The following is a 26,362-nucleotide window of genomic DNA, read 5'->3' on the forward strand; positions in this document are numbered from 1 at the left end:
CCCCGTGTCACGCGGACGACACTTCGCTGCGGGAGAATAGACGGATGCCTCCCCTGTCGCTCGTCTTCGCTGGAAGCCCCTCGGCAGCAGTGCCAAGCCTCCGCGCCCTCGCCGCCAGCGAGCACACGGTGCTTGCCGTACTCACCCGGGCAGACTCGCCCCAGGGTCGGCGCGCCATTCTCACACAGACGCCCGTGGCCGACACCGCCGACGAGCTCGGACTTCCCGTCATCAAGGCCAACCGCCTCGCCGGCGAGGCCACCGACGCCATCACGGCCCTGAACCCTGACCTCGGCGTCATCGTCGCCTATGGCGGGCTGGTGCGCGAACCGCTGCTGTCGGCCCCGCGTCTGGGTTGGATCAACCTGCACTTCTCGCTCCTGCCGCGCTGGCGAGGCGCCGCTCCCGTGCAGCGGTCCATCATGGCCGGCGACGACCTCACGGGCGCCACGGTGTTCCAGCTGGTGCCGGAGCTGGATGCCGGCGACTCCTTCGGCCAGCTGACCCAGTCCATTGGAAAGCTCGAGACCGCCGGTCACCTGCTCGAGTCGCTTGCCGACTCCGGCGCCCAGCTGCTCACGCGGGTCGTCGACGCCATGGCGGATGGCACTGCGCGTGCGGAACCGCAGGTCGGTGACGTCACCCTCGCTCCCAAACTCACCCTCGAGGACGGCCGCATCGACTGGACGCGTGACGCACACACCGTGACCAACCTCATCCGCGGCGTGACGCCGGAGCCGGGCGCGTACACGACACTCGATGGCGCGCGACTGAAGATCCTCGATGCCTCCATCGCGCGGGACACCCCGCGCCTTGCCCCCGGAGAATTCTCCCTCTCGGGAAAGGCCCTGCTCGTCGGGACCTCGACCGATCCGATACACGTGCTCACGGTTCATCCCGCGGGCAAGAAGGCCATGGCGGCCGCAGACTGGTGGCGCGGGCGACCCGCGGGAAGTGAATCAATAGCCTCATGAACGACCTGAAGATCCAGCCGGCGCGCCGCATCGCGCTCGACGTCATCATGGCGGTGCGCGAATCCGACGCGTACGCCAACCTGCTGCTTCCCGTGCGCCTCGAGCGCGCGAAGCTCTCCGAGGCCGACGCCGGCTTCGCGACCGAACTGACGTACGGCACGCTGCGCATGCGCGGCTACTACGACCGCGTCATCGAGCTCGCCGCAGGGCGCTCGACGGACAAGATCGACCCCGCCATCCTCGACGTGCTCCGCCTTGCCAGCCACCAGCTGCTCTCGATGCGCGTCGCCCAGCACGCCGCCGTCGACGAGGCAGTCTCGCTCGCCAAGACGGTCGGGTCGAATTCGGCGACAGGCTTCGTCAACGGCGTGCTGCGCACGATCACGAGGACGGAAGCGGATGACTGGCGCGTCCGTGTCCTCGACAGCGCCAAGAGCGATGACGAGCGGTTGTCCCTCGAGTTCTCTCACCCCCAGTGGGTCATCCGCGCATTCCGCCAGGCACTGACCGCCGAGGGTCGCGAGGAAGAGCTGTATTCGCTGCTGTCGGCGGACAACGTTCCGCCGCGCGTCAGCCTCGTCGCGCTACCCGGCAAGTCCACGATCGCCGAGCTCGACGCGTACCCGAGCCCGTTCTCCCCGGTCGGGGCGACACTCGACGGCGGGGATCCCATGAAGCTCGACGCTGTGCGCCATGGCGCCGCCCGGGTGCAGGACGAGGGCTCTCAGCTCGCCGCCCTCGCCCTCAGCCGTGCCCGTCCGGCCACCGAAGGCGAGGTGTGGCTCGATCTGTGTGCGGGCCCCGGCGGCAAGGCTGCCCTGCTGGTGGCGGAAGCCCGCGCCGCGGGAGCGACCCTCATCGCCAACGAACTCGTGCCCGCCCGCGCCGAACTGGTGCGCAAGGCGCTTGCGGTGTTCACCCCCGCGCCCGAGGTCTGGGAGCTCGACGGCACCACGATCGGCGACAGGTATCCCGAGACCTTCGATCGCATTCTGCTGGATGCCCCGTGCACCGGCCTCGGCGCCCTCCGTCGCCGTCCGGAAGCCCGCTGGCGCAAGCAGCCGAAGGACGTCGCCCAGCTCGCCGACGTGCAGCAGAAGCTCATCGAGTCGGCCATGAAGGCGCTCAAGCCCGGTGGGATTCTCGCCTACGTGACCTGTTCACCGCACCTCGGCGAGACGAAGGTCATCGTTCAGACGGCCCTGCGTCGCTCCGGCGTCCCGATGGAGAAGATCAACACTCAGGAGGTGCTCGGCGCCGTCACCAACGAGCCCCTCGACCTGCCCGAGAGCGAGCACGTGCAGCTGTGGCCGCACCGCCACGGCACCGACGCCATGTTCATCCAGCTACTCGGTAGGGTCTAGACCATGTCTGTGCGTATCAACCCCAGTATTCTTGCCGCCGATTTCGCGAACTTCGAGCGGGAGCTGGGCAGAATCGCGTCCGCCGACCTCGTGCACGTCGACATCATGGACAACCATTTCGTTCCGAATCTCACGTTCGGACCCGCGATGACGGAGCGACTGCAGGAGCTCGCCACCATCCCGCTCGACATTCACCTGATGATCGACGACCCCGACCGCTGGGCCCCCGGCTACGCCGAACTCGGCGCCTATTCGGTCACCTTCCACGCCGAGGCCGCACGGGACGCGGTCGCACTCGCCCGCAAACTCCGTGACATCGGGGCCCGCGCCGGCATTGCACTGAAGCCCGGCACGCCCGTCGAGCCCTACCTCGAACTGCTTGCTGAGTTCGACCAGGTGCTCGTGATGACCGTCGAGCCGGGCTTCGGTGGCCAGAGCTTCATCGAGTCGACGATGCCCAAACTGCACCTGCTGCGGGAGGCCGTGTCATCCACCGGTCTCGATGTTTGGCTGCAGGTCGACGGTGGCATCACCGAGAAGACCATCGTCATCGCTGCCGAGGCGGGAGCCGACACCTTCGTGGCCGGCTCCAGCGTCTTTAAAGCGGATGACCCGGCCGCCCAGATCGACCTGCTGCGCGAAACCGCGCGCGCGCACGTCCACGCGCACTGACACCTCGCCCCACCCTCGCTGCGTCGCCGCCGGTGTCGCCGCAGCCCGCTAACGCACCACCTCTCACCCCCGCACTGCAGCACTAGCCGCACCTCACCACCGGAGCATCATGAGCGCATCCCTCGAACCCCGCCGCCCCTTCTTCCTCGACTGCGACACGGGAATCGATGACGCCCTTGCGCTCGGCTACCTGCTGGCCAGCGACACCGTCGATCTGGTCGGCATCGGCACCGTGAGCGGCAACGTGTCCGCGGAACGCGGCGCGCGCAACACCCTCGACCTGCTGGAACTCTCCGGCCGCGCGGATATCCCCGTCGCGATCGGTAACGCCGAGCCGCAGCGCGGAACCTTCGACGGCGGTGCCCTCCACGTGCACGGCGCCAATGGAATCGGCGACGTGCTCCTGCCGGAATCCGCGACACCGGTCGTCGATGAGACCGCGGCCGAGCTCCTCGTGCGCATGGCACGGGAGTACGCCGGCGAGCTGCACCTCGTAGCAATCGGGCCCCTCACCAACATCGCCGAAGCGCTGCGCCTCGAGCCGCAGCTCACCACCCTCGTCAAGACCGTCACCATCATGGGCGGCGCCGCCATGGCGCCCGGAAACATCACCCCGGTCGCGGAGGCCAACATTGGCAACGATGCGGATGCCGCGGCGGAGGTGCTCGCCGCTGACTGGTTCGTCACCCTCGTGCCCCTTGACGTGACCATCAGCCACCGCTTCGAGGAGTCCGACCAGCGGGCGCTCGTCGAGTCGGAGCAAACGGTCCCCGTCGCCCTCGGGCAGATGCTCGACTTCTACTTCGACTTCTACGTCGGCACCTACGGGGAGCGGGCAAGTGCCCTCCACGACCCGCTGGCCGCCGCCATCGCCGTGGGCGACATCGCGCTGAAGTCCGCCCCGGTCGTGAGTGTTCTCGTGGACGACACCGATGGCCCCGGCCGTGGCCAGACGATCTGCGACCTGCGCGGTTATCTCGTGGGCTTCCCCGAGCAACCCGGCGCGCACTGCCGCGTGGTGCTCTCCCTCGAGCAGGACTTCGCCCCCACCCTGCTCGCGGCGCTGCTCACCCTCTGAGTCCCGCGCCCGTCCCCGTCTACCCGCACGTCAGGAGCCCCCCGATGACCGACCCCACCGCACGCACCATCATTTCCGGGGCGACCATCGCCACCGTGGACGCCCTCGGCACGGAGCATCCGGACGGCTACGTGGTAATTGACGACGCGACGATCGTCGCCGTCGGCGCCGGAATTCCGCCGGAGTGGGCGGTGCGTGGGGGAGGCGCCGCGGGCGAGGTCTACGCCACCCCGCCGCACATCGAGGTCATCGATGGCACGGGCCACCTGCTGACGCCCGGGCTGATCAACACCCATCACCACTTGTACCAGTGGCTCACGCGCGGCTGGGCGCAGGACAACATCCTCTTCGACTGGCTCGTGGCGCTGTACCCGGCGTGGTCGATGATCGACGCCGACCTCGTGGAGGCGGGAGCGGAGGCAGCGATCTCGGTGCTCGCCCGTTCGGGCTGCTCCACCGTCGCCGACCACCACTACGTCTTCCCGAAAGACTCCGGCGACATCCTCGGGGGCATCGTGGCCGCGGCGTCCCGCGTGGGGGTGCGCCTGCACGGCACCCGCGGCTCGATGGACCTCGGTCGCTCCCAGGGCGGACTCCCGCCGGACTTCGCCGTCGAGACGACCTCCGCAGCACTGCAGGCCAGCGCCGACGCCGTGGACCTCTACCACGACCCATCGCGGGAGGCGATGGTGCAGATCGCCATCGCACCGTGCTCGCCGTTCTCCGTGACATCCGATCTCCTCAGCGAAGCCGCCGTGCTGGCCCGCTCGAAGAACGTGCGCCTGCACACGCACGGCTCCGAGACTGTCGAGGAAGACGCGTTCTGCCTCGAGAAGTTTGGCAAGACCCCGACCCAGTACCTCGAGGATCTCGGCTGGCTGGGCGACGACGTGTGGATGGCGCACTGTGTGCACCTCGACGACGAGGCAATCGGGCGTTTCGCGGCAACGGGCACCGGCGTCGCGCACTGCCCGTCGTCCAACGCCCGACTGGCGGCCGGCATCGCCCCCGTGCCGCAGTTGTTGGCCGCGGGCGTTCCGGTGGGTCTCGGAGTCGACGGCTCCGCGTCCAACGAGTCGGGCCAGCTCGGCAGCGAGATCCGGCAGGCGGTGCTCATGAACCGACTCCGTGCGGGCGCGGACGGGATGACCGGGCGCCAGGGCCTCTACATCGCGACGATGGGCGGCGCCCGCGTACTCGGTCGCGACGGCGAGATCGGTTCCATCGAGGTCGGCAAACTCGCCGACATCGCCCTGTGGAAGGTCGACGGCGTGGAGCACGCGGGAATCGCGGATCCGGTTGCCGCGCTCACCCTGGGCGCCCAGCCTCCGTTGACCCGCCTCCTCGTGCACGGCCGCACGGTCGTGGAGAACGGCGAGCTCACCCGCGTCGATGAGCCAACGGTTGCCGCGGCCGCGACCAGGGCAGCACGTGAATTGGCCACACGCGCCGGTCACTAGTGCTTGGATAGTCCCATGACTGATTCACCCAAGACCAAGCCAGAGATCGAGTTCTACGAGGGCGAAGAGCCCACCGAGCTCGTCATCATTGACATCGAAGAGGGAACGGGCGAGGAAGCCGCGCCCGGAGCCACCGTTGACGTGCACTACCTCGGAGTCGACTTCGAGTCCGGCGAGGAGTTCGACTCCAGCTGGGGACGCGGCCAGTCGATCACCTTCCCGCTGCAGGGACTCATCAAGGGTTGGCAGGAGGGCATCCCCGGCATGAAGGTCGGTGGACGCCGCCAGCTCATCACGCCCCCGCACCTTGCCTACGGCCCCGCCGGCGGAGGTCACCGCCTCTCCGGCCGCACGCTGATCTTCGTGATCGACCTGCTGGGCGTCAAGTAACGATAAGCAACACCGGTGGGTGTGGCGTCGGTTCAGACCGCCGTCACACCTACCCACGGCAACGGGAGCGCTTCGGCGCTCCCGTTTTCGGTTAATCCCTCTGCGGGGACCACGAGCACCCCGCTGGCGGAGGCGAGGCCGCGCATCATTCCCGAGCCCCGCCAGGGATTTGGTACGGCGAGCCCGTCACTGAGACGGAACGGCACCAGCAACGTTGTCTCATCGCGACCCTCGACCGGCGATGCGACAGTCACCCGCGTGCGCGCCGGCGCCGGGCGACCGGACAGCGCGGCGAGGAGCGGGTGCACCACGGTGAGCATGCCCATCATCGCGGCAAGGGGGTTTCCGGGCAGGCACACCACGAACCGCCCGTCGGGCAGACGCGCGAGCAGGGTCGGGCCTCCCGGACGCATGGCGATTCCGTCGATGAGGAGGTCGGCGTGCAGCGCCGCGAGGGCGGTGCGGAGGAAATCGACGGGGGAGTGACCGGTGCCGCCGGTCGTGATGACGACGTCCGTGTCATCCGTCCCACTTCCATCGATCGCCGCGATCGTCGAGGCGAGGCTGTCACTCGCCCGGGATGCCGACGCGACCCCGCCGCCGAGGCTGGTCACGAACGCGGGAAGCTGCGGACCGAAGCTGTCGCGCACGCGGCCGGGTGCCGGGATACCGGAGAGAACGACCTCGTCGCCGGTGAACACCAGGCCAACCCGCGGGATCGCCGTAACGTCGACGCCGTCGAGTCCACAGCCCGCCGCCAGTGCGACAGACGCCGGGTTGAGCACCTCGCCGGCGCGTAGCACTGTCTCACCCCGGCGGGCTTCCTCGCCCGATGGCCGGATGTGCTGGCCGGGCCGCGGCGGGTGGCCTCCCGCGACGGTCCGCAGCTCGGAGCCCGCGACGCTCTCGAGCTCACTGCGCAGCACGGCCGTGGCGCCCGGGGGAATCAGCCCGCCCGTAACAACGCGCGACGCCTGTCCCGGGACAAGCTGCCCGGCCGGGACGATCGTCCACGGCTCGTCAGCGCACACGGCCCAGCCGTCCATGGCGGAAGACGCGTAGTGGGGCACGTCGTGCAGCGCGCGCACGTCGGCCGCCAGCACCCGGCCGACCGCGTCGGGCAGGGCGACTAGCTGCCGGCCAAGGGGCGATGCAGCGGCATAGCTTGCCGCGACGGCCGAGGACCAGGACAGGCTGCGGGGATGCCCCGCCAGCGGGTGCTGCGTCGTGTGGCCCGCGGTCACGCGGTGCCGGCCTCGCTGTGTTCGGTCTCGGTCTGGCCGGCGCCGGCCTGTGGGTCATCGTCTTGCTCGGCGCGGGCAAGGGTCTTCGCGATGGCGACGGCGTCGTCGAACGCCTCGGTGGCGGAGATCTCTCCGCGCGCGGCCGCGAGTCCGGCCGCGTACCCGACGATGTAGGTGGTGAGGGGTGCGGCGGGGCGCAGCACCGCGTGGGCGGCGACCCCCGCCAGCCCGAGGACCGCGTCGATGTCGATGGTGGCGGCGACACCGCGAATGCCCAGCTCCGCGGTGAGCTTCTGCGACCAGGCGGCAAGCACTGCGGTCTTCTCGTCGTCGGTCAGGGGTGTGCTGTCGTGACTCATCGGTGCTCCGTTGCTCTCGGGTGGTGCGCTCGGGTCGGGGGTGGTCGTGGTGGGGTGCGTCGGCGGACCGTCGGGCAGGGCAATCCCGAACGCCCGTGCGTGCGCGGGGGTGTCGATGTCGTCGGTGGTGCCGTCGGGCGCAGGGATGCCCGATAACCGCAGCCGGGCAAACAGCGTCCGCACCGGGAGGTTCTCGAGAGCGCCCGCGTTGTCGGAGACTGCACGCCGCAGGGCTGCCGTTGCGTAGATTCCCGCGAGTTGCTGGTGGCGGCCGCCGCGATCGATCGCGACAGAGCCATCCACCACACCGTCCGTCAGCTCCGCACGCACGCCCGGCGCGAGCAGTGCCTCCACCGCCCCGGCCACGAGCGGCATGTCGCACGCGAGCACGACGGTGAACTCCGAGGGAACATCGCCCGTGTCTGCCAGATAGCTCACGCCCGCGGCGATCGCGGCGGCGGGGCCAGAGAAGGCGGGTTCCTCCCGCGTGAGGCCAACCCCCGCGGGCAATTCGGCGGGGGAGGACACCTCTCCCACGATCACGATGCGACGGGCGGATGCCACGGACCCGAGAGTGCGGGCGAGCAGCGTTTCCCCGTCGTACACCAGTGCCGCCTTCGGCCCGGCGCCCAGTCGCGACGAGCGGCCGCCGGCCAGCACAACGGCGTCGTAGGTCATGGCTTCACTCTATGTTGCGCGGTGCCGCCCGTCGCGGTCATTCCCGCAATTATCCTGCGCGTGTGGGCAGTGCACGTTGTTATCGCCGACCGACGGTGTTAGGCATGGAGGCATGGGACGAATCACCGCACGCAGGCGCGTCACGAGAATCACCGTGGGTAACACCCCGAGCCGCCGGGAGGACTTCCTGGCGGTCGAGGAACCCCTCGAAATCCGGGTGGGTGGCACAGCGCTTGCCATCACCATGCGCACTCCGGGCCACGACTTTGACCTCGCGGCGGGCTTCCTGGTCTCGGAGGGCGTCATCGCCCACGGCGACGACTTCGGCGCCGCCCGCTACTGCGCGGGCGCCACCGTCGACGGCGAGAACACTTACAACGTGCTCGACGTCACCCTCGCCTACGGAGTTCCGGCCCCCGACCCGAGCCTCGAACGCAACTTCTACACCACGAGCTCCTGCGGTCTGTGCGGCAAGGCCAGCATCGATGCCGTGCGAACTCTCTCCCACTATGCGGTGGCGGATGACCCGCTGCGAATCGATTCCTCGCTGCTGGCGACCTTCCCCGATGCCCTCCGTGCCGGGCAGGACGTCTTCGAGAAGACCGGTGGCCTGCACGCGGCAGCGCTGTTCGATGGCACCACCGGACGCATGCTCGTGCTGCGGGAAGACGTCGGCCGGCACAACGCCGTCGACAAGGTGATCGGCTGGGCCGTCAAGGAAAACCTCCTGCCCCTGACGGGCACGGTGCTGATGGTGTCGGGGCGGGCAAGCTTCGAGCTGACACAGAAGGCGTCCATGGCGGGCATTCCGATGCTCGCGGCCGTGTCGGCGCCATCATCACTCGCCGTCGAGCTCGCGTCGGAGATCGGTCTGACGGTGGTCGGCTTCCTGCGCGGAAATTCCATGGTCGTGTACGCGGGGGAGCAGCGCGTGACATCCGGTCCCGACCCCGACGGAACGGCGGGAACCGCATCGGCGGTGACCGAGCCGGAGCGACAGAAGGCGGGTGCACGATGACCACGGAATCGGAACCGAAGAGCGACACGTCCCGGATTCGTCACACCGGTGGCAAGGCCGTGAACGAGCCTGCCAGCGACGACTACCCGGACCTCGAGGTCGGCGAACGCGAGAAGTGGGCGGTGGGACTGCCCGCGATCCTGAGTTCCATGCGGCCGGCGCTGCTGGACATGGGGCCCGCCCGCACCGCCAAGCTGCTGACCGCGATCAACCAAAAAGACGGCTTCGACTGCATGAGTTGCGCCTGGCCCGACCCGGACAACCGCAAGGCGCTCGAGTTTTGTGAGAACGGTGCACGGGCCGTCGTGTGGGAGGCGACCCCGGTCACGATTCCCACCAGTTTCTGGGCGGAGCATTCGATCGCGGAGCTGAACGAGCAGACCGAATACTGGCTGGGATTGCAGGGACGGCTCGTCGAACCCGTCTACAAGCCGAAGGGTAAGGACCACTACGAGCCGATCAGCTGGGAGAAGGCGTTCGCGATCGTCGCCGACGAGCTCAACGGCCTCGACTCACCCGACCAGGCGGCGTTTTACACGAGCGGACGCACGGCAAACGAGACCGCCTTCGTCTACCAGCTCTTCGTGCGGGCCTTCGGCACCAATAACCTCCCCGACTGTTCGAACATGTGTCACGAGTCCACCGGCACAGCGCTCGGCGAGACCATCGGGATCGGCAAGTCGACGATCGCCTATGACGACTTCGAGAAGACGGACCTCGTCGTGATCATGGGGCAGAATCCGGGAACCAACCACCCGCGCATGCTGACGGCGCTCGAGGATGCCAAGGAAAAGGGCGCGAAGATCGTCGCGGTGAACCCGCTGCCGGAGGCCGGACTGCTGCGATACAAGAACCCGCAGAAGGTCAAGGGGCTCATCGGCAGGGGAACGCCGCTGGCCGACCAGTTTCTGCAGATCCGGTCGGGTGGCGACATGGCCCTCATGCAGGCGGTCTCCAAGCGCGTGCTCGACGCCGAGGCGAAGGCGCCCGGCACCGTGCTCGACCACGAGTTCCTGGACACCTACACCCTCGGCCTCGATGATCTGCGGGCGCACCTCGCGAACCTCGACGAGGCGGAGGTTCTGCTTGCGACCGGCCTCACCTCCGAGGAGATCGACGAGTTCGCCGCCCGCTACATGAGCGCGGACCGCGTCATCATCACCTGGGCGATGGGGCTCACGCAGCACACCAAGGCCGTCGACACCCTTCACGAGGTGATCAACCTGCTGTTGTTGCGCGGCAATATCGGCAAACCCGGAGCCGGGGCATCCCCGATCCGCGGCCACAGCAACGTGCAGGGCGACCGCACGATGGGCATCTGGGAGCAGATGCCCGACACGTTCCTCGACGCGATCGAGAAGGAATTCCACTTCTCGCCGCCGCGCGAACACGGCGCCGATTCGCTGAAGGCCATCGAGGCACTGCAGCGCGGTGAGATCAAGGTCTGGTTCGCGGTGGGCGGCAACCTGGTGTCGGCCATTTCCGACACCGCGGTGGCGGAGGCAGCCATGCGCGGGGCCGAGATGACGGTGCAGGTCTCGACCAAGCTCAACCGTTCCCACGTCGTGATCGGCGATGAGGCGCTCATTTTGCCGACCATGGGCCGCACCGAGGTCGACCTGCAGGTGTCGGGTGCCCAGTTCCTGTCTGTCGAAGACAGCGTGTGTGCAGTGCACGCGACCCACGGCCGGGTTCCGCCCGTCGATCCGCGGTTGCTGTCCGAGGTATCGATCGTCACCCGCCTCGCCTCCGCGGTTCTCGGCGACAAGGTCCCCGTGGACTGGGCCGCGTTCGAAGCGGACTACGACGTCATCCGTGACTCGATCAGCCGGGTGGTGCCGGGCTTCGAGCGCTTCAACGAGCAGATCCGGCAGAAGGCGGGATTCATCCTGCCGAACGGTCCGCGCGACTCCCGCACGTTCAACACTAAGACCGGTAAGGCAATGCTGACCGTCAACGAGCTCGTGCACGTGGAGCGGCCGGCAGGCAGGCTCATCCTGCAGACGCTGCGGGCGCACGATCAGTTCAACACCACGATTTACAGCAACAACGACAGGTACCGCGGCATTCGCAACGGACGGGACGTGATCTTCGTCAATCCGGACGACATCACCGAACTCGGGCTCGAGGACGGCCAGCGGGTCGACATCTTCAGCGAGTGGCGAGATGAGCCCGACCGGGTGCTCCGCAACTACCGGGTGGTGTCCTACGACACCGCCAAGGGATGCGCCGCCGCCTACTACCCGGAGGCCAACGTGCTCGTGCCGCTGTCCAGCGCGTCGGAGCGCAGCAATACACCGGTATCCAAGGCGGTGATCGTCCGGCTCGAACCCGCCCGCCTCGCGGACACGGACACCGACTCCGGACCGGTACCCTTGGAGGTATGAAGACGTTCGACGACCTTTTTGCAGAGCTGAGCGAGAAGGCCGTGTCCCGGCCTGCCGGCTCCGAGACGGTCGCGGAGCTCGACGGCGGCGTGCACGCCATCGGCAAGAAGATTGTCGAAGAGGCCGCAGAGGTCTGGATGGCCGCCGAATTCCAGTCGGACGTCGAGACGGCAGAGGAAATGTCGCAGCTGCTCTATCACGTGCAGGTCATGATGGTCGCGAAGGGCCTGACTCTCGCCGATGTCTACCGACATCTGTAAGCCACGTCAGCAGACCCCTTCCCCTTCTTCTTCGACCTGAAAGACACGCCTCCCCATGCTGAAAGTTGCCGTGCCCAATAAGGGCTCACTGAGTGAGACCGCCGCAGAGATGCTCTACGAGGCCGGGTACTCCGGGCGTCGTGATCCCCGCGCCCTCAATGTCGCCGATCCCCGTAACGACGTCGAGTTCTTCTACCTCCGCCCGCGGGACATCGCCACCTATGTCGGATCGGGCGCCCTCGATGTCGGGATCACCGGTCGTGACCTGCTGCTGGACTCCGGGTCATCCGCCACAGAAATTTCCAGTCTCGATTTCGGGCAGTCCACCTTCCGCTTCGCCGCCGCCCCCGGCAAGTTCACCGACCTCGCCGACCTGCAGGGCGTGCGCGTCGCGACAAGTTACCCCGGCCTCGTCGGGCAGTTCCTCGCGGCCAATGGCGTGACCTCCACGCTCGTTTCCCTGGATGGGGCGGTCGAATCGGCCGTCAAGCTGGGAGTAGCGGATGCCGTCGCCGACGTCGTCTCGACCGGCTCGACGCTGCGCGCACAGGGCCTGGAGATCTTCGGCCCGGTGATCCTCGAATCGACGGCCGTGCTCATAAGCGCCCGCTCCGACCTGCCGGGAATCACCACGCTGCAGCGTCGCCTGCAGGGAGTGCTCGTCGCACGACAGTACGTACTCATCGACTACGACGTGCCCGTCGCGCTGCTCGATGTGGCGACCCAGGTCACCCCCGGCATCGAGTCACCGACCGTCTCGCCGCTGCACGATCCCGAGTGGGTCGCGGTGCGCGCCATGGTTCCCCGCACCGAGACGAACCACGTGATGGACAGGCTCTACGAACTCGGAGCCCGCGCCATCCTGGTCAGCTCCATTCACGCAGCACGGATCTAGTCATGTCACTGGCCGTGAGAGTCATTCCCTGTCTCGACGTCGCCGCTGGTCGCGTGGTCAAGGGCGTCAACTTCCTCAATCTGCGCGATGCGGGCGACCCCATCGAACTCGCGCGCAGGTACTACGAGCAGGGTGCCGACGAGATCACCTTTCTTGACGTCACCGCCACCGTTGACGAGCGCGACACGATGTACGACGTCGTGCGGGCGACTGCTGAACAGGTCTTCATCCCGCTGACCGTCGGCGGCGGCGTGCGCAAGCCCGACGACGTGGCACGCCTGCTCGCCAGCGGTGCCGACAAGGTGGGCATCAACAGCGGCGCGATCGCGCGCCCGGCCGTGATCGGCGAGATCGCGGATCGCTTCGGCGCCCAGGTGATCGTGCTGAGCCTCGACATCACGCGGAACGCCGCCATGCCGAGCGGCTTTGTCGTCACGACGCACGGTGGGCGCACCCAGACCACCCTGGACGCCCTCGCGTGGGCACAGGAAGCCATCGAGCGGGGCGCCGGCGAGCTGCTCGTCAACTCGATCGACGCGGACGGCACCAAGGCGGGATTCGATCTCGAGTTGATCACCGCGATGCGGGAGATCAGCAGCGTGCCCGTCATCGCGAGCGGGGGAGCGGGCGCAGTCGAGCACTTTGCGCCGGCGATCCAGGCCGGTGCCGATGCGGTTCTCGCGGCATCCGTGTTCCACAATGGAGAATTGACCGTCGGCGACGTGAAGCACGCGTTGGCCGACGCGGGAATGGTGACGAGATGATCGAGAAACTGCAGACCGAACTGACCGACGAGACCGTCGGTGCCGTTCTGTCGCGCGTGAAGTTCGACGACAAGGGGCTGTTGCCCGCCATCATCCAGCAGGAGGGGTCCCTCGAGGTCCTGATGCTCGGCTACATGAACGAGGAAGCGCTCCGTCGCACCCTCACCGAGGGCCGGGTCACCTTCTGGTCCCGGAGCCGCGAGGAGTACTGGCGCAAGGGCGACACGAGCGGCAATCGTCAGTACGTGCGCGGCGCCGCACTGGACTGCGATGCCGACACGCTCCTGCTCACCGTCGAGCAGCACGGGCCCGCCTGCCACACCGGCGCGCACGCCTGCTTCGACGTGGACCCGCTGACGCCGCACCTCGGTCACTCCGATGACTGAGCCCGGAGGAACGGGCATGCGCGGAACCACCACCCGCGCCGACTTCGCCGGACGCCTCGCCGCCGGCCATCGGGTGATCCCCGTCATCCGCGAACTCTTCGCCGACGGCGAGACGCCCGTGGGCATCTACCGCAAGCTGGGCGAGGGAAAGCCGGGAACGTTCCTGCTCGAATCCGCCGAGCAGGGCGGCATCTGGTCGCGTTACTCCTTTGTGGGCGTGCGGTCCTTTGGCGTGCTCACCCAGCTTGGCGACTCCGCCGTGTGGCTGGACTACGGCCTCACCGCCGATCGAGCGCTCGGAACCGACGCGCCGGACGCGCCCCTCGAGGCGGTCCGTCATCTCTACGAGCGATGGGCGACGCCCCACGTCGAGGGACACCCGCCGCTGACCGGCGGCCTCGTCGGTTTCATCGGCTGGGAAGCGATCCGGCAGATCGAACACCTGCCCAACATTCCCCCCGCGGACTTCAGTGTCCCCGGACAGGCGATGAGCTTTGTCGCGGAACTCGTTGTGCTCGACCACCGCACCGGATCCGTGCTGCTGATCGCCGCGGCGCTCGGCGACGGCACAGAGTCCGACGAGGACCTGTGGGATGACGCGCAGCGCCGTCTCGACGCCATGCAGACCCAGCTCGCCGTACCCTCGGAGGCCTGGCTCGCCGAGGTCGACCTGACGGTGGCCCCTACCCCGATTCCGCGTGTGGCGAAGGAGGAGTTCTTCGAGGCGATCGAGCGCTCCAAGCAGTACATCCGTGACGGGGACGTCTTCCAGGTCGTCATCTCGCAGCGATTCGATCACGAGATCACCGCGCATCCGATCGACGTATACCGGGTGCTGCGCACGCTGAACCCGTCGCCGTACATGTACCTGCTGACGCTCGTGGACACCGCGGGGGAGCCGTACACGATTGTCGGGTCATCCCCTGAGGCCCTCGTCAAGGTGGAACGCCGTCGCGTCACGATGCATCCGATCGCTGGATCCCGCCCCCGCGGCGACACGCCCGAGCACGACATCACGTTGGCAGAGGATCTCCTCGCCGATGAGAAGGAGCAGGCCGAGCACCTCATGCTCGTCGACCTCGCCCGCAACGACCTGCTCAAGGTCTGCGTCCCTGGCACTGTCGAGGTGACCGAGTTCATGCAGGTCGAACGGTTCAGCCACATCATGCACCTGGTGTCGACGGTGGAGGGCGACCTGCTGCCCACCGCGAGCTCGGTCGACGTCTTCCGGGCGACGTTCCCCGCCGGAACCCTCAGCGGCGCGCCGAAACCGCGCGCCCTCGAGATCATCGACGCTCTTGAGCCCGCCCAGCGCGGCGTGTACGGAGGAGTGGTCGGATACTTCGACTTCGCCGGGGATGCCGACCTCGCGATCGCGATCCGCACGACCACCATCGTGGGCGGAATGGCCCGGGTACAGGCCGGTGCCGGACTCGTCGCGGATTCCGATCCCGCAACCGAGCACATCGAGTCCCAGAACAAGGCTGCAGCGCCGCTTCGCGCCGTCGCGGTTGCCAATGCAATGCGGAGAGTGCTCTAAATGACCGATGTCGTCCCGACCAAGCCTTCGGCGGCGTCCCGTCGCCTGAGGCTGCGTACGATTCTGCTCATCATCGTGTTGGGTGCCCTGACGCTCCTGGCGACGACGCAGAAGTGGTGGACCATCCACGTGCCGACCAAGGCGCTCGACGTCGTGGGTACCGCCGCCGCCCCGGCCCTGGCGGCCCTCGCGCTGTCGAGCTTCGCCCTCGCCGCGGCACTCACGATCGCCGGACCGGTGTTTCGCATCATCCTCGGCGTCCTCGAGATCGTGCTCGGCGCCACGGCACTCTTCAGCTCCCTCACCTCGATTTCTTCCCCAGCGGATGCCTCGTCGTCGCTGATCACCGCATCGACGGGTGTCGCCGGCGACAAGTCCGTGGCGGCCCTCGTAGAGAGCGTCGACTTCACGTGGTGGCCCTGGCTCGCCATCGTCTCCGCGGTGCTCACGATCCTCGTTGGTCTGTTCATCCTCGTGAGTTTCCGTCGCTGGCCGATGGCGTCCCGCAAGTACCAGGCCGTCCGTCTCGACGATCCGAGCGCCCCGCGGGACTCGGTCGGAGACTGGGACGCGCTGAGCGGCGGGGATGACCCGACAAGCGACCAACCCGGCTCACGCTAGAGTTATTTCAGATCCCACCAGCATCACCTTGAAGGAGAATCGTGTCAGAAGAAGTAGAAGACCACGAGGGTAAGTCGCCCGCCGCGTGGACGGCTGTCTTCATCATGCTGCTCGCGTTCACCATTGGCACCTTCGCCTTCTGGTTCGACAAGCCGATCATCGTGTGGCTGTCCGTGATCATCCTCGCGATCGGCCCGATCGTCGGCTGGATGATGGCTCGCGCCGGGTACGGCGTCAACGGCGCCAAGACCACCCACAAAGCGCACTCGTAGCGTGCTCTCGGATCTCGTAGCCGGAGCCCTGCAGGACGCTTCGGATCGTCGTAGCGCCCTGGACCTGGCTCGCGTCGAGTCGGCGGCTCTCGCACGCCCGGCGGCTCTCGATGCGCTGGCGTTCCTCGCCCCGTCAGACCGGGTCAAAATCATCGCCGAGATCAAGCGGTCGAGCCCGTCCCGTGGTGCGCTTGCCGACATCGTCGATCCTGCAGCCCTCGCCGTGTCCTACGAGACCGGGGGAGCGAGCGCGATCAGCGTGCTCACGGAGGGACGTCGCTTCGGAGGCTCGCTGTCCGATCTCGAGGCCGTCCGGTCTGCGGTGTCACTGCCGGTACTGCGCAAGGACTTCATCGCCGATCCGTACCAGGTGTTCGAAGCTCGCGCCGCCGGCGCAGACCTCGTTCTGTTGATCGTCGCAGCGCTGGAGCAGCCACTGCTGCAGGAGCTCTTCGACCTGATCGGCCAGCTCGGCATGACTGCCCTCGTGGAGACGCACAGCGCCGACGAGGTCACCCGCGCGCTCGACATCGGTGCCCACCTCGTCGGCGTCAATGCCCGCAACCTGAGCACCTTCGAGCTCGACCAGAATCTCTTCGGGTCTCTGGCCGATTCGATTCCCTCCGGCGTCATCCGTGTGGCCGAGTCCGCGGTCAAGTCCGCCGCCGATGTCGCGCACTACCGCGCTGCCGGCGCCGACGTTGTGCTCGTCGGTGAAGCGCTCGTTGTTCACGGCGACCCCGTTGCCACCCTTAGCGGATTCCTGAGGTCCTGACCCATGGCTCTTCGTGACGAAGTCGGCCCCTACTTCGGAGAATTCGGCGGGCGCTTCGTCCCCGAGTCCCTGGTCGCGGCCCTCGATGATCTGAGCGCTGCCTACGAGGCAACCAAGACAGACCTGACGTTTGCCGCCGAGCTGACGGCCCTGCACAAGACCTACACGGGACGCCCCTCGATCATCACCGAGGTTCCGCGCTTTGCGGAGCACGCCGGTGGAGCCCGCATCATCCTCAAGCGCGAGGACCTGAACCACACGGGGTCCCACAAGATCAACAACGTGCTCGGACAGGCGCTGCTGACGAAGCGCATCGGCAAGACGCGCGTCATCGCCGAAACCGGTGCCGGCCAGCACGGCGTGGCAACCGCGACCGCGGCGGCTCTGTTCGGCCTCGAGTGCGTCATCTACATGGGCGAGGTCGACACGGACCGCCAGGCCCTCAACGTCGCGCGCATGCGCCTGCTGGGCGCGGAAGTCGTCTCGGTCAAGACCGGTTCCCGCACGCTCAAGGACGCCATCAACGAGGCGTACCGCGAGTGGGTGCAGAGTGTCGACACCACCAACTACATCTTCGGCACCGTTGCAGGCCCGCACCCGTTCCCCGCGATGGTGCGCGACTTCCAGAAGATCATCGGTGAGGAGGCTCGCCAGCAGGTCCTCGACCTCACCGGCAAGCTCCCCGACGCCGTCGCCGCCTGCATCGGCGGTGGCAGCAACGCCATCGGCATCTTCCACGCCTTCCTTGATGATCCGGATGTCGCGTTGTACGGCTATGAAGCGTCCGGGGAAGGACATCTCACCGAGCGTCACGCCGCGACATTCACCCGGGGTCGCCCCGGCGTGCTTCACGGCGCCCGCAGCTACCTCCTGCAGGACGAGGACGGACAGACCATCGAGTCGCACTCTATCTCCGCGGGACTTGACTACCCCGGTGTGGGTCCCGAGCACTCCTGGCTCCACGACCTCGGCCGCGCGACGTACCTGCCGATCACCGATGACGAGGCAATGCAGGCGCTGCGCCTGCTGAGCCTCACCGAGGGCATTATCCCCGCCATCGAGTCCGCGCACGCGCTGGCCGGAGTTATCAAGCTCGGCAAGGAGCTCGGACCGGAGTCCGTCATCCTCGTCAATCTCAGCGGCCGTGGCGACAAGGACATGGAGACCGCCGGCAAGTACTTCGACATCCTCGATGCCGCCGCGCTTGCCGAAGAGGACCTGGCCCCCGTCGTCTCCGAAGACCTCGGCACGACCGACGGGGGAGTCGAACGGTGACCGCGACAGCACGAATCTCCGTCGAGGCGCTGATCGCCGAGCGCAAGGCCGCCGGTTCCGGTGTTCTCGTCGGCTACCTGCCCGTCGGGTTCCCCGACCTGGAGACCAGCATTGAGGCCGCCGTTGCCCTCGTCGAGAACGGGATCGACATCCTGGAGCTCGGGGTTCCGTACTCCGATCCCGTGATGGACGGGCCGGTCATCCAGCTGGCGACCCAGACCGCTCTCGCCAACGGCTTCCGCCTTCGTGACACGATGACCGCCGTTGCCGCCATCACCGCGCGCGTCGACGCTCCCGTTCTCGTCATGACTTACTGGAACCCGGTGCTGCAGTACGGCGTTGATCGTTTCGCCGACGAACTGGCCGCTGCCGGTGGTGCCGGATTGATCACGCCCGATCTCATTCCGGATGAAGCGCAGCTCTGGCTCGCGGCATCCGACCGTGCCGGTCTCGACCGTGTCTTTCTCGCGGCGCCGTCCTCCTCGGACGCCCGCCTCGCCCGTGCCGTGGAGATCAGTCGTGGATTCGTCTACGCCGTTTCGACCATGGGAATCACAGGCGCCCGCGCCGACCTCGATCAGGCGGCCCGGTCGCTTGTTCGGCGTCTGCGGGATGCCGGTGCCACGAGCACCTGTGTTGGGGTGGGTATCTCCACTCCAGAACAGGTGCGCGAAGTTCTTGAGTACGCCGACGGCGCCATTGTCGGTTCACTTCTCGTCAAGGCTCTTGCCGATGGCGGTGTGGAGGCGGTGGCGAAGGCTGCTTCCCTCCTCGCCACGGGCAAGTAGTCTTACCTTTGGTTCCGACCCGAAAGGTGACAAGTTAATTGTTCGCCCCACTCAGCATCCCCAGTCCCGACGAAGCTTGGCGTGTCTGGAACGTCCCGATCGGCCAGTGGTTCCACTGGATCGGCGTTCCGGAGTCGACGGTTCTCGGCATCCATGCCTACGCGATCTGCATCCTCATCGGCATCATCGCGGCCATCTGGATCACCTCGCATCGCCTGACGAAGCGCGGCGCTGAGCCCGGAATCGTCCTCGACATCGCGCTGTGGGCGGTGCCGCTCGGCATCATCGGTGGACGAATCTTCCACGTGCTGACTCACCCCAACGACTACTTCGGCGAGGGCAAGGCCTTCTGGCACGTCTTCGCCATCTGGGAAGGCGGGCTCGCCATCTTCGGTGCGCTCATCCTCGGTGCCGTCGGTGTATGGATCGGCTGCCGCTTCGCGGGCATTCGTTTCTGGAGCTTCGCGGACGCCCTTGTTCCCGGCCTCCTTGTCGCGCAGGCCTTCGGGCGCCTGGGCAACTACTTCAACCACGAACTCTTCGGCCAGCCGACGGACCTCCCGTGGGGCCTCGAGATCGAGTCGACGAACTCCGCCTTCCCGATCGGGCTTCCGGACGGAACACTCTTCCACCCGACGTTTGCCTACGAGATCATCTGGAACCTCTTCGGCGTGGTCATCCTGCTGCTGATCGAGCGAAACCTGCGCCTGCGCTGGGGCAAGATGCTCGGGCTGTACCTGATCTGGTACGGCGTTGGTCGCTCGTGGTTCGAGACGATTCGCATCGACCCGAGCGAAGTCTTCCTCGGAATCCGCACCAACGTCTGGGCGGCTTTCGCGGCGATCATTATCGGCCTCGTCATCCTCATCGTGCAGACGCGCCGTCATCCCGGTATCGAACCGGGACCGTGGGTGCCGGGTCGCGAGTGGCCTGCGACCTCTTCTGGGGTAGAATCTGAAGAGACCTATTCGGATAGTGACGACTCTGGCACCGGCGCCACGCACGCTCCCGAAACGGCCGCCACAAGCGGATCAGGCTCCTAAGTCCTATACACATAACGGGGCACTTCCACTATTCGATGGGCCGCTGGCGTCCCAGAATGTATCGCGTCATCGTGAGGACGGTACTTGATGGCTCTCACGCCACCTTTCTCGAGCTTCAACTCATTTCCCGCTGCCCAGGGTCTCTATGACCCGGGCCGCGAGCGGGACGCCTGTGGCCTTGCCATGGTCGCCACGCTGCGCGGCACTGCCGGGCACGACATCATCGATCTGGCGCTGAACGCGCTGCGAAACCTGGAACACCGCGGGGCCATCGGCTCCGACGCGGGAACCGGTGACGGAGCGGGCATCATCACGCAGATCCCTGACGCGTTCCTGCGTGCGGTCAGCGGCTTTGAGCTTCCCCCCGTCGGACGTTATGCCGTTGGTATGGGGTTCCTCCCGACCGACAAGGCCGAGCGCGAGACCCTGCAGCGCGGGATCGAGGCGATTGCCGACCAGGAGAACCTGAATGTTCTTGGATGGCGCGTTGTGCCGGTCAACCCGGAGCAACTGGGTAACCTCGCCCGCGACGCCATGCCGGCGTTCGAGCAGCTCTTCGTCGAGTCGACCCTGACGGGGGAGAACGGTGCCCCTAACGCGGGTATCGCCCTCGACCGCCAGACGTTCCGCCTGCGCAAGCGTGCCGAACGTGAACTTGGCGCCTACTTCCCGTCGCTGTCCAGCCGCACCCTTGTCTACAAGGGCATGGTGACGACGCTCCAGCTGGAGCCGTTCTACCCGGACCTCTCCGACGAGCGTTTCGCGTCGAAGCTCGCCCTCGTGCACTCGCGGTACTCCACCAACACCTTCCCGTCGTGGCCGCTTGCGCAGCCGTTCCGGATGATCGCGCACAACGGCGAGATCAACACGGTGCAGGGAAACCGCAACTGGATGCGGGCGCGGCAGTCACAGCTCGAGTCTGAGCTGATCGGAGACATCCGCCCCGTCCTTCCCATCGTCTCGCCCGGCGCAAGCGATTCGGCCTCCTTCGATGAGGTCGTTGAGCTGCTGTCGCTCACCGGACGCTCGCTTCCGCACTCGATCATGATGATGGTTCCGGAGGCGTGGGAGAACCAGGTCGACATCGACCCGGTTCGCAAGAACTTCTATGAGTACCACTCGATGCTCATGGAGCCGTGGGACGGCCCCGCCGCCCTCGTCTTCACCGACGGATCTCTCGTGGGTGCAACGCTCGACCGCAACGGACTGCGTCCGGGTCGCTACCTGGTCACCGATGACGGCCTCGTGGTGCTCGCCAGTGAGATCGGTGTTCTCGACATCGAGCCGAGCCGCGTCGTGCGCAAGGGACGTCTGCGTCCCGGCAAGATGTTCCTCGTCGACACCGTCGCCGGACGCCTGATCGAGGACGACGAGATCAAGAGTGAGCTCGCCGGTTCGCAGCCGTGGGGCGAGTGGCTGGAAGCGGAGCGGATCAACCTCTCCGACCTTCCCGACCGCGAACACATCGTGCACACGCCGGCCTCGGTCACCCGTCGCCAGCGCACCTTCGGCTACACCGAAGAAGAGGTGCGAATCCTCATCATGCCGATGGCGAAGGCCGGTGCCGAGCCGCTCGGCGCCATGGGGTCGGACACCCCGATCGCGGTGCTGTCGCAGCGCCCCCGGTTGCTGTTCGACTACTTCGCCCAGCAGTTCGCCCAGGTAACGAACCCGCCGCTTGACTCCATCCGCGAAGAGGTCGTCACCTCGATGCGCCTCGGCCTTGGCCCGGAGCGCAACCTGCTGGCGGCCACCCCCGAGCACGCGCGCCAGGTCGTTCTGGACTTCCCGGTGATCGACAACGACGAGCTGGCGAAGATCCAGCACATCGATCCGACACCCGGCAGCCAGCTGACGACGACCATCAAGGGTCTGTACCGCGTCGACAAGGGTAAGAAGGCCATGGAAAAGCGGATCGCGGCGATGTGCCGTGAAGCCGACGAGGCCATCGAAAACGGCGCTGCCTTCCTCGTGCTGTCCGATCGCGACTCGAACAGGGACATGGCACCCGTGCCGTCCCTGCTGATGCTCGCCGCCGTGCACCACCACCTCATCCGCAAGGAAACGCGGATGAAGGTCGGAATCATCGTCGAGGCCGGAGACGTTCGCGAGGTCCACCACGTGGCCCTCCTGATCGGCTACGGCGCCTCGGCGATCAACCCGTACCTGGCGATGGAAAGCGCGGAAGAGCTCGTCCGCAGCGGAATGATCGACGGTCTGACCAGCGAAAAGGCTGTCAAGAACCTCATCAAGGCGCTCGGCAAGGGCGTGCTGAAGATCATGTCGAAGATGGGCATTTCGGTCGTGGGTTCCTACGCGGGAGCCCAGGCGTTTGAGGCAGTGGGTCTCGGCCAGGAGTTCGTGGACGAGTACTTCACCGGAACGTCGAGCTTGCTCGGCGGCGTCGGTATGGAGGTCATTGCCGCGGAGAGCGCTGCCCGTCACGCGGACGCGTACCCCGAAGACGGTGCCGTCATCGCACACGAGCGTCTCGGCACCGGCGGCGAGTACCAGTGGCGCCGCGAGGGACCGCCTCACCTGTTCAACCCGGACACGGTGTTCCGTCTGCAGCACTCCACCCGCGAGCGTCGCTACGACATCTTCCGCGAGTACACCAAGCTCGTCGACGATCAGGCGGAAGACCTGATGACGATCCGCGGTCTCTTCAAGTTCAAGCACGGCACGAGAACACCCGTGCCGATCGATGAGGTTGAGCCCGTGTCATCCATCGTCAAGCGTTTCTCGACGGGAGCGATGAGCTACGGCTCCATCTCGAAGGAAGCGCACGAGACGCTGGCGATCGCCATGAACAGCATCGGCGCCAAGTCGAACACCGGCGAGGGCGGCGAGGACGTGGAGCGACTGCTCGACCCGACCCGTCGCAGCGCCATCAAGCAGGTCGCGTCCGGACGTTTCGGCGTGACGAGCCTGTACCTGACGAACGCGACGGACATCCAGCTCAAGATGGCCCAGGGCGCAAAGCCCGGTGAGGGCGGCCAGCTGCCCGCCGGCAAGGTGTACCCGTGGATCGCGCGTACCCGCAATGGCACGCCTGGCGTCGGACTCATCTCGCCGCCTCCTCACCACGACATTTACTCGATCGAGGACCTCAAGCAGCTCATCTTCGACGTCAAGCGTGCCAACCCCAAGGCCCGCGTCCACGTCAAGCTGGTCAGCCAGGCCGGAATCGGCGCCGTCGCGGCGGGGGTGACAAAGGCTCTCGCCGACGTTGTGCTCGTTTCCGGACACGACGGGGGAACGGGTGCAAGCCCGCTCAACTCGCTCAAGCACGCCGGAACTCCGTGGGAGATCGGTCTCGCTGAGACGCAGCAGACCCTCATGCTCAACGGCATGCGGGACCGCGTCGTCGTGCAGGTCGACGGACAGATGAAGACGGGGCGTGACGTCATCGTCGGCGCGCTGCTGGGTGCGGAGGAGTTCGGTTTCGCGACCGCACCCCTCGTGGTCTCCGGCTGCATCCTCATGCGCGTCTGCCACCTCGACACCTGCCCCGTGGGAGTTGCAACCCAGAACCCGGTTCTGCGTGAGCGCTTCAGCGGCAAGCCCGAGTTCGTCGTCAACTTCTTCGAGTTCCTGGCGCAGGAGGTACGCGAGTACCTCGCCACCCTGGGCTTCCGCAGCATCGAGGAGGCCGTCGGCCACCACGAGGTCCTCGACCTCGACGGTGCCATCGACCACTGGAAGGCGTCTGGTCTTGACCTGTCGCCTATCCTCATCGGCCCGAAGTTCTCCGACGACGAGCCGCGCAGCAACAAGCGCGGCCAGGAGCACGAGCTGGAGAAGCACTTCGACGTGGGGCTCATCCGCGAGAGCCGCGATGTTCTCGACAACGGAGGCACCATCTCCATCGAGCGCACGATCCGCAACACGGAGCGCGCGGTGGGCACGATGCTCGGTCACGAAGTGACGCTTCGGCACGGCGAACACGGACTCCCGTCCGGCTCGATCGATGTCACGCTGCGTGGCTCGGCCGGCCAGTCCTTCGGTGCCTTCATGCCGAGCGGCATCACGCTGCGCCTCGAGGGTGACTCGAACGACTACGTCGGGAAGGGACTGTGCGGTGGCGAGATCATCGTGCGCCCCGACCGCCACAGCGTCTTCCCCGCGGAGCAGAACGTCATCGCCGGCAACGTCATCGGCTACGGCGCAACCCGCGGTTCCATGTTCATCCGCGGCATCGTGGGCGAGCGGTTCCTCGTGCGCAACTCCGGCGCGACGGCCGTTGCCGAGGGCGTGGGCGACCACGCGCTCGAGTACATGACCGGTGGCCTCGCGGTAATCCTCGGCGTGACCGGCCGCAACCTTGGCGCCGGCATGTCCGGTGGAACCGCGTATGTCTACGACCTGCGTGCCGAACGCGTGAACCGTGACGCCCTCGCCACCGGCGAACTGCTGCTGCAGCCCCTGGGAAGTGCGGATGTCGAAATCCTCACCGACCTGCTCACTCGTCATCTTGCGGAGACGGATTCTGCCGTCGCCGCCAAGATGCTTGCCAACATGGATGACACGATCGCTCGTTTCGTCAAGGTGCTGCCGCGTGACTACGCCGCCGTACTTGAAACCCGCCAGACCGCGCTCGATGAGGGTCTCGACCCCGACAGCGACGAAGTTTGGACCCGAATCTTGGAGGTGACCGGTGGCTGATCCCAAGGGATTCCTGAAGGTACCGGAACGTGAAACACCCGCCCGCCGCCCCGTGGCGCTGCGGCTCATGGACTGGAAAGAGGTCTACGAGCAGGGCGATGCCGCGACCGTGCGTAAGCAGGCGGGTCGCTGCATGGACTGCGGTATTCCGTTCTGTCACCAGGGCTGCCCGCTGGGCAACCTGATTCCCGAGTGGAATGACCTCACCTGGCGCGACGAGGGCCGTCAGGCCTCCGAACGCCTGCACGCGACCAACAACTTCCCGGAATTCACGGGTCGTCTGTGCCCCGCTCCGTGCGAGTCATCCTGTGTCCTCGGTATCAACCAGCCGCCCGTGACCATCAAGCAGGTCGAGGTGTCGATCGTCGACCAGGCATTCGCGAACGGCTGGGTGCAGCCGCATCCGCCGGAGCGTCTGACCGGCAAGACCGTTGCCGTTGTCGGATCGGGCCCCGCGGGCCTCGCCGCGGCGCAGCAGCTCACGCGCGCCGGCCACACCGTCGCCGTGTACGAGCGCGATGACCGCATCGGCGGTCTGCTGCGCTACGGCATCCCGGACTTCAAGATGGAGAAGAAGCACATCGAGACGCGCATTGCGCAGATGCAGGCGGAGGGAACCCGTTTCCGCGCCGGTGTCGAGATCGGTGTCGACATCCAGTGGAGTGACCTCAAAGCGCGCTACGACGCAGTGATCGTCGCGACCGGTGCAACAGTTCCGCGTGATCTGCCGATCCCCGGACGTGACCTCCTCGGAGTGCACTTCGCCATGGACTACCTCGTTCAGCAGAACAAGGTCGGCGCCGGCGACAAGGTCGCTGAGCAGATCGTCGCGGAAGGCAAGCACGTCGTTGTTCTCGGCGGAGGCGACACCGGAGCTGACTGCATCGGCACGGCGCACCGCCAGCACGCCCTCAGCGTGACGAACCTCGCGATCGGCAAGCAGCCGCCGACGGAGCGCCAGGCGAACCAGCCCTGGCCGACGACGCCGACGCTCTTCGAAGTGTCCAGCGCACACGAAGAGGGCGGCGAGCGGATGTTCCTTGCTTCCACCATCGAGTTCCTGTCGAATGATGCCGGCGAGGTGCGCGCGATTCGCGTTGCCGAGACCGAATATCTCGACGGACGACGCGTGCCGAAGGCGGGCACGGAGCGCGAGATCCCCGCGGATCTGGTGCTGCTCGCCCTCGGATTCACGGGCCCGGAATCACGCCAGCTCGACGACCAGCTTCGCGTTCCCTTCGACAACAGGGGTAACGTCGAACGTGACGGCGACTACCAGACCTCCGAGTCCGGTGTCTTCGTGGCCGGAGATGCCGGTCGCGGACAGTCGCTGATCGTGTGGGCAATCGCAGAGGGTCGCGCAGCGGCATCGGCGGTCGACCGCTTCCTTGAGGGAACAACGCAGCTGCCGTTCCCCGTGAAGCCGACCGACCACGCGATCGCCATCTAGATCT

23 protein-coding genes are annotated in these 26,362 nt (G+C 67.0%); 21 read left to right on the forward strand and 2 right to left on the reverse strand.

Going from position 1 to position 26,362, the window contains the following annotated elements:
* Positions 1–53: 53 nt before the first annotated feature.
* The 6 genes from fmt to HB677_RS05715 all read left to right on the forward strand — a co-directional run bounded on the left by fmt (position 54) and on the right by HB677_RS05715 (position 5,938).
* Positions 54–974 carry a methionyl-tRNA formyltransferase gene (fmt, locus tag HB677_RS05690; RefSeq protein ID WP_213814934.1) on the forward strand — a complete coding sequence of 307 codons (921 nt, stop codon included), beginning with the start codon at positions 54–56 and terminating at the stop codon, positions 972–974.
* The gene (locus HB677_RS05695) at positions 971–2,338 is read left to right on the forward strand and encodes an RsmB/NOP family class I SAM-dependent RNA methyltransferase (protein WP_213814712.1); all 1,368 of its coding nucleotides are present in this window, start codon (positions 971–973) and stop codon (positions 2,336–2,338) included. Before fmt ends, HB677_RS05695 begins: the two co-directional genes overlap by 4 nt.
* Before the next feature lie 3 nt (positions 2,339–2,341).
* Positions 2,342–3,010, forward strand: coding sequence for a ribulose-phosphate 3-epimerase (gene rpe / locus HB677_RS05700; protein WP_213814713.1), 669 nt, complete (start codon positions 2,342–2,344; stop codon positions 3,008–3,010).
* A gap of 109 nt (positions 3,011–3,119) precedes the next feature.
* Positions 3,120–4,088: a nucleoside hydrolase gene (locus HB677_RS05705; protein WP_213814714.1), complete on the forward strand. Its 969-nt coding sequence runs from the start codon at positions 3,120–3,122 to the stop codon at positions 4,086–4,088.
* Positions 4,089–4,132: 44 nt separating this feature from the next.
* On the forward strand, positions 4,133–5,548 hold the full coding sequence (locus HB677_RS05710) for an 8-oxoguanine deaminase (protein ID WP_213814715.1): 1,416 nt from the start codon (positions 4,133–4,135) through the stop codon (positions 5,546–5,548).
* Between the two features lie 15 nt (positions 5,549–5,563).
* Positions 5,564–5,938 carry an FKBP-type peptidyl-prolyl cis-trans isomerase gene (locus HB677_RS05715; RefSeq protein WP_213814716.1) on the forward strand — a complete coding sequence of 125 codons (375 nt, stop codon included), beginning with the start codon at positions 5,564–5,566 and terminating at the stop codon, positions 5,936–5,938.
* Between the two features lie 32 nt (positions 5,939–5,970).
* On the opposite strand, the gene HB677_RS05720 is transcribed toward HB677_RS05715, so the two are convergent.
* Entirely contained in the window at positions 5,971–7,182 is a 1,212-nt protein-coding gene (locus HB677_RS05720) for a molybdopterin molybdotransferase MoeA (protein WP_213814717.1), read from the reverse strand.
* On the reverse strand, positions 7,179–8,219 hold the full coding sequence (locus HB677_RS18310; RefSeq protein WP_255546253.1) for a DUF6457 domain-containing protein: 1,041 nt from the start codon (positions 8,217–8,219) through the stop codon (positions 7,179–7,181). The genes HB677_RS05720 and HB677_RS18310 overlap by 4 nt, the downstream gene beginning before the upstream one ends.
* Before the next feature lie 112 nt (positions 8,220–8,331).
* Between HB677_RS18310 and fdhD the strand changes: the two genes are divergently transcribed.
* From fdhD to HB677_RS05800, 15 genes are all read left to right on the forward strand, one after another.
* Positions 8,332–9,237: a formate dehydrogenase accessory sulfurtransferase FdhD gene (gene fdhD, locus HB677_RS05730; protein WP_213814718.1), complete on the forward strand. Its 906-nt coding sequence runs from the start codon at positions 8,332–8,334 to the stop codon at positions 9,235–9,237.
* Positions 9,234–11,624, forward strand: a complete 2,391-nt coding sequence (locus HB677_RS05735) for an FdhF/YdeP family oxidoreductase (protein WP_213814719.1) — start codon at positions 9,234–9,236, stop codon at positions 11,622–11,624. Before fdhD ends, HB677_RS05735 begins: the two co-directional genes overlap by 4 nt.
* Positions 11,621–11,884 (forward strand): phosphoribosyl-ATP diphosphatase, encoded by a 264-nt coding sequence (locus HB677_RS05740; protein WP_213814720.1) that lies wholly within the window; start codon positions 11,621–11,623, stop codon positions 11,882–11,884. The genes HB677_RS05735 and HB677_RS05740 overlap by 4 nt, the downstream gene beginning before the upstream one ends.
* A 55-nt stretch (positions 11,885–11,939) precedes the next feature.
* The gene (gene hisG, locus HB677_RS05745; RefSeq protein WP_213814721.1) at positions 11,940–12,779 is read left to right on the forward strand and encodes an ATP phosphoribosyltransferase; all 840 of its coding nucleotides are present in this window, start codon (positions 11,940–11,942) and stop codon (positions 12,777–12,779) included.
* Between the two features lie 2 nt (positions 12,780–12,781).
* Complete coding sequence (gene hisF / locus HB677_RS05750; RefSeq protein ID WP_213814722.1) at positions 12,782–13,543, forward strand: imidazole glycerol phosphate synthase subunit HisF; 762 nt, start codon at positions 12,782–12,784, stop codon at positions 13,541–13,543.
* Positions 13,540–13,929, forward strand: a complete 390-nt coding sequence (gene hisI / locus HB677_RS05755) for a phosphoribosyl-AMP cyclohydrolase (RefSeq protein WP_213814723.1) — start codon at positions 13,540–13,542, stop codon at positions 13,927–13,929. The genes hisF and hisI overlap by 4 nt, the downstream gene beginning before the upstream one ends.
* Positions 13,922–15,469 carry an anthranilate synthase component I gene (locus HB677_RS05760; protein WP_374193785.1) on the forward strand — a complete coding sequence of 516 codons (1,548 nt, stop codon included), beginning with the start codon at positions 13,922–13,924 and terminating at the stop codon, positions 15,467–15,469. Before hisI ends, HB677_RS05760 begins: the two co-directional genes overlap by 8 nt.
* A complete protein-coding gene (locus tag HB677_RS05765; RefSeq protein WP_213814724.1) occupies positions 15,470–16,090 on the forward strand; it encodes a Trp biosynthesis-associated membrane protein in 621 nt (206 codons plus the stop codon). It begins immediately after the preceding gene.
* Positions 16,091–16,131: 41 nt separating this feature from the next.
* Entirely contained in the window at positions 16,132–16,362 is a 231-nt protein-coding gene (locus tag HB677_RS05770) for a DUF6704 family protein (protein ID WP_218624552.1), read from the forward strand.
* 1 nt (position 16,363) lies between these two features.
* On the forward strand, positions 16,364–17,137 hold the full coding sequence (trpC, locus tag HB677_RS05775; protein WP_213814725.1) for an indole-3-glycerol phosphate synthase TrpC: 774 nt from the start codon (positions 16,364–16,366) through the stop codon (positions 17,135–17,137).
* A 3-nt stretch (positions 17,138–17,140) separates the two neighbouring features.
* Positions 17,141–18,412 (forward strand): tryptophan synthase subunit beta, encoded by a 1,272-nt coding sequence (gene trpB / locus HB677_RS05780; RefSeq protein WP_213814726.1) that lies wholly within the window; start codon positions 17,141–17,143, stop codon positions 18,410–18,412.
* Positions 18,409–19,200, forward strand: coding sequence for a tryptophan synthase subunit alpha (gene trpA / locus HB677_RS05785; RefSeq protein WP_213814727.1), 792 nt, complete (start codon positions 18,409–18,411; stop codon positions 19,198–19,200). Before trpB ends, trpA begins: the two co-directional genes overlap by 4 nt.
* 38 nt (positions 19,201–19,238) lie before the next feature.
* Positions 19,239–20,243, forward strand: a complete 1,005-nt coding sequence (gene lgt / locus HB677_RS05790; protein WP_213814728.1) for a prolipoprotein diacylglyceryl transferase — start codon at positions 19,239–19,241, stop codon at positions 20,241–20,243.
* 87 nt (positions 20,244–20,330) lie between these two features.
* Positions 20,331–24,908, forward strand: a complete 4,578-nt coding sequence (gltB, locus tag HB677_RS05795) for a glutamate synthase large subunit (protein WP_213814729.1) — start codon at positions 20,331–20,333, stop codon at positions 24,906–24,908.
* Complete coding sequence (locus tag HB677_RS05800; RefSeq protein ID WP_213814730.1) at positions 24,901–26,358, forward strand: glutamate synthase subunit beta; 1,458 nt, start codon at positions 24,901–24,903, stop codon at positions 26,356–26,358. Before gltB ends, HB677_RS05800 begins: the two co-directional genes overlap by 8 nt.
* Positions 26,359–26,362 lie beyond the last annotated feature (4 nt).

This window comes from Glaciihabitans sp. dw_435, from assembly GCF_018449675.1.
Taxonomy (GTDB): Bacteria; Actinomycetota; Actinomycetes; order Actinomycetales; family Microbacteriaceae; genus Glaciihabitans.

Bases quoted from the DNA above. Each gene is read 5' to 3' on its own strand.
- HB677_RS05695 (WP_213814712.1), top strand. From the start codon at position 971: ATGAACGACCTGAAGATCCAGCCGGCGCGCCGCATCGCGCTCGACGTC.
- rpe (WP_213814713.1), top strand. From the start codon at position 2,342: ATGTCTGTGCGTATCAACCCCAGTATTCTTGCCGCCGATTTCGCGAAC.
- HB677_RS05705 (WP_213814714.1), top strand. From the start codon at position 3,120: ATGAGCGCATCCCTCGAACCCCGCCGCCCCTTCTTCCTCGACTGCGAC.
- HB677_RS05710 (WP_213814715.1), top strand. From the start codon at position 4,133: ATGACCGACCCCACCGCACGCACCATCATTTCCGGGGCGACCATCGCC.
- HB677_RS05715 (WP_213814716.1), top strand. From the start codon at position 5,564: ATGACTGATTCACCCAAGACCAAGCCAGAGATCGAGTTCTACGAGGGC.
- HB677_RS18310 (WP_255546253.1), bottom strand. From the start codon at position 8,219: ATGACCTACGACGCCGTTGTGCTGGCCGGCGGCCGCTCGTCGCGACTG.
- fdhD (WP_213814718.1), top strand. From the start codon at position 8,332: ATGGGACGAATCACCGCACGCAGGCGCGTCACGAGAATCACCGTGGGT.
- HB677_RS05735 (WP_213814719.1), top strand. From the start codon at position 9,234: ATGACCACGGAATCGGAACCGAAGAGCGACACGTCCCGGATTCGTCAC.
- HB677_RS05740 (WP_213814720.1), top strand. From the start codon at position 11,621: ATGAAGACGTTCGACGACCTTTTTGCAGAGCTGAGCGAGAAGGCCGTG.
- hisG (WP_213814721.1), top strand. From the start codon at position 11,940: ATGCTGAAAGTTGCCGTGCCCAATAAGGGCTCACTGAGTGAGACCGCC.
- hisF (WP_213814722.1), top strand. From the start codon at position 12,782: ATGTCACTGGCCGTGAGAGTCATTCCCTGTCTCGACGTCGCCGCTGGT.
- hisI (WP_213814723.1), top strand. From the start codon at position 13,540: ATGATCGAGAAACTGCAGACCGAACTGACCGACGAGACCGTCGGTGCC.
- HB677_RS05760 (WP_374193785.1), top strand. From the start codon at position 13,922: ATGACTGAGCCCGGAGGAACGGGCATGCGCGGAACCACCACCCGCGCC.
- HB677_RS05765 (WP_213814724.1), top strand. From the start codon at position 15,470: ATGACCGATGTCGTCCCGACCAAGCCTTCGGCGGCGTCCCGTCGCCTG.
- trpB (WP_213814726.1), top strand. From the start codon at position 17,141: ATGGCTCTTCGTGACGAAGTCGGCCCCTACTTCGGAGAATTCGGCGGG.
- gltB (WP_213814729.1), top strand. From the start codon at position 20,331: ATGGCTCTCACGCCACCTTTCTCGAGCTTCAACTCATTTCCCGCTGCC.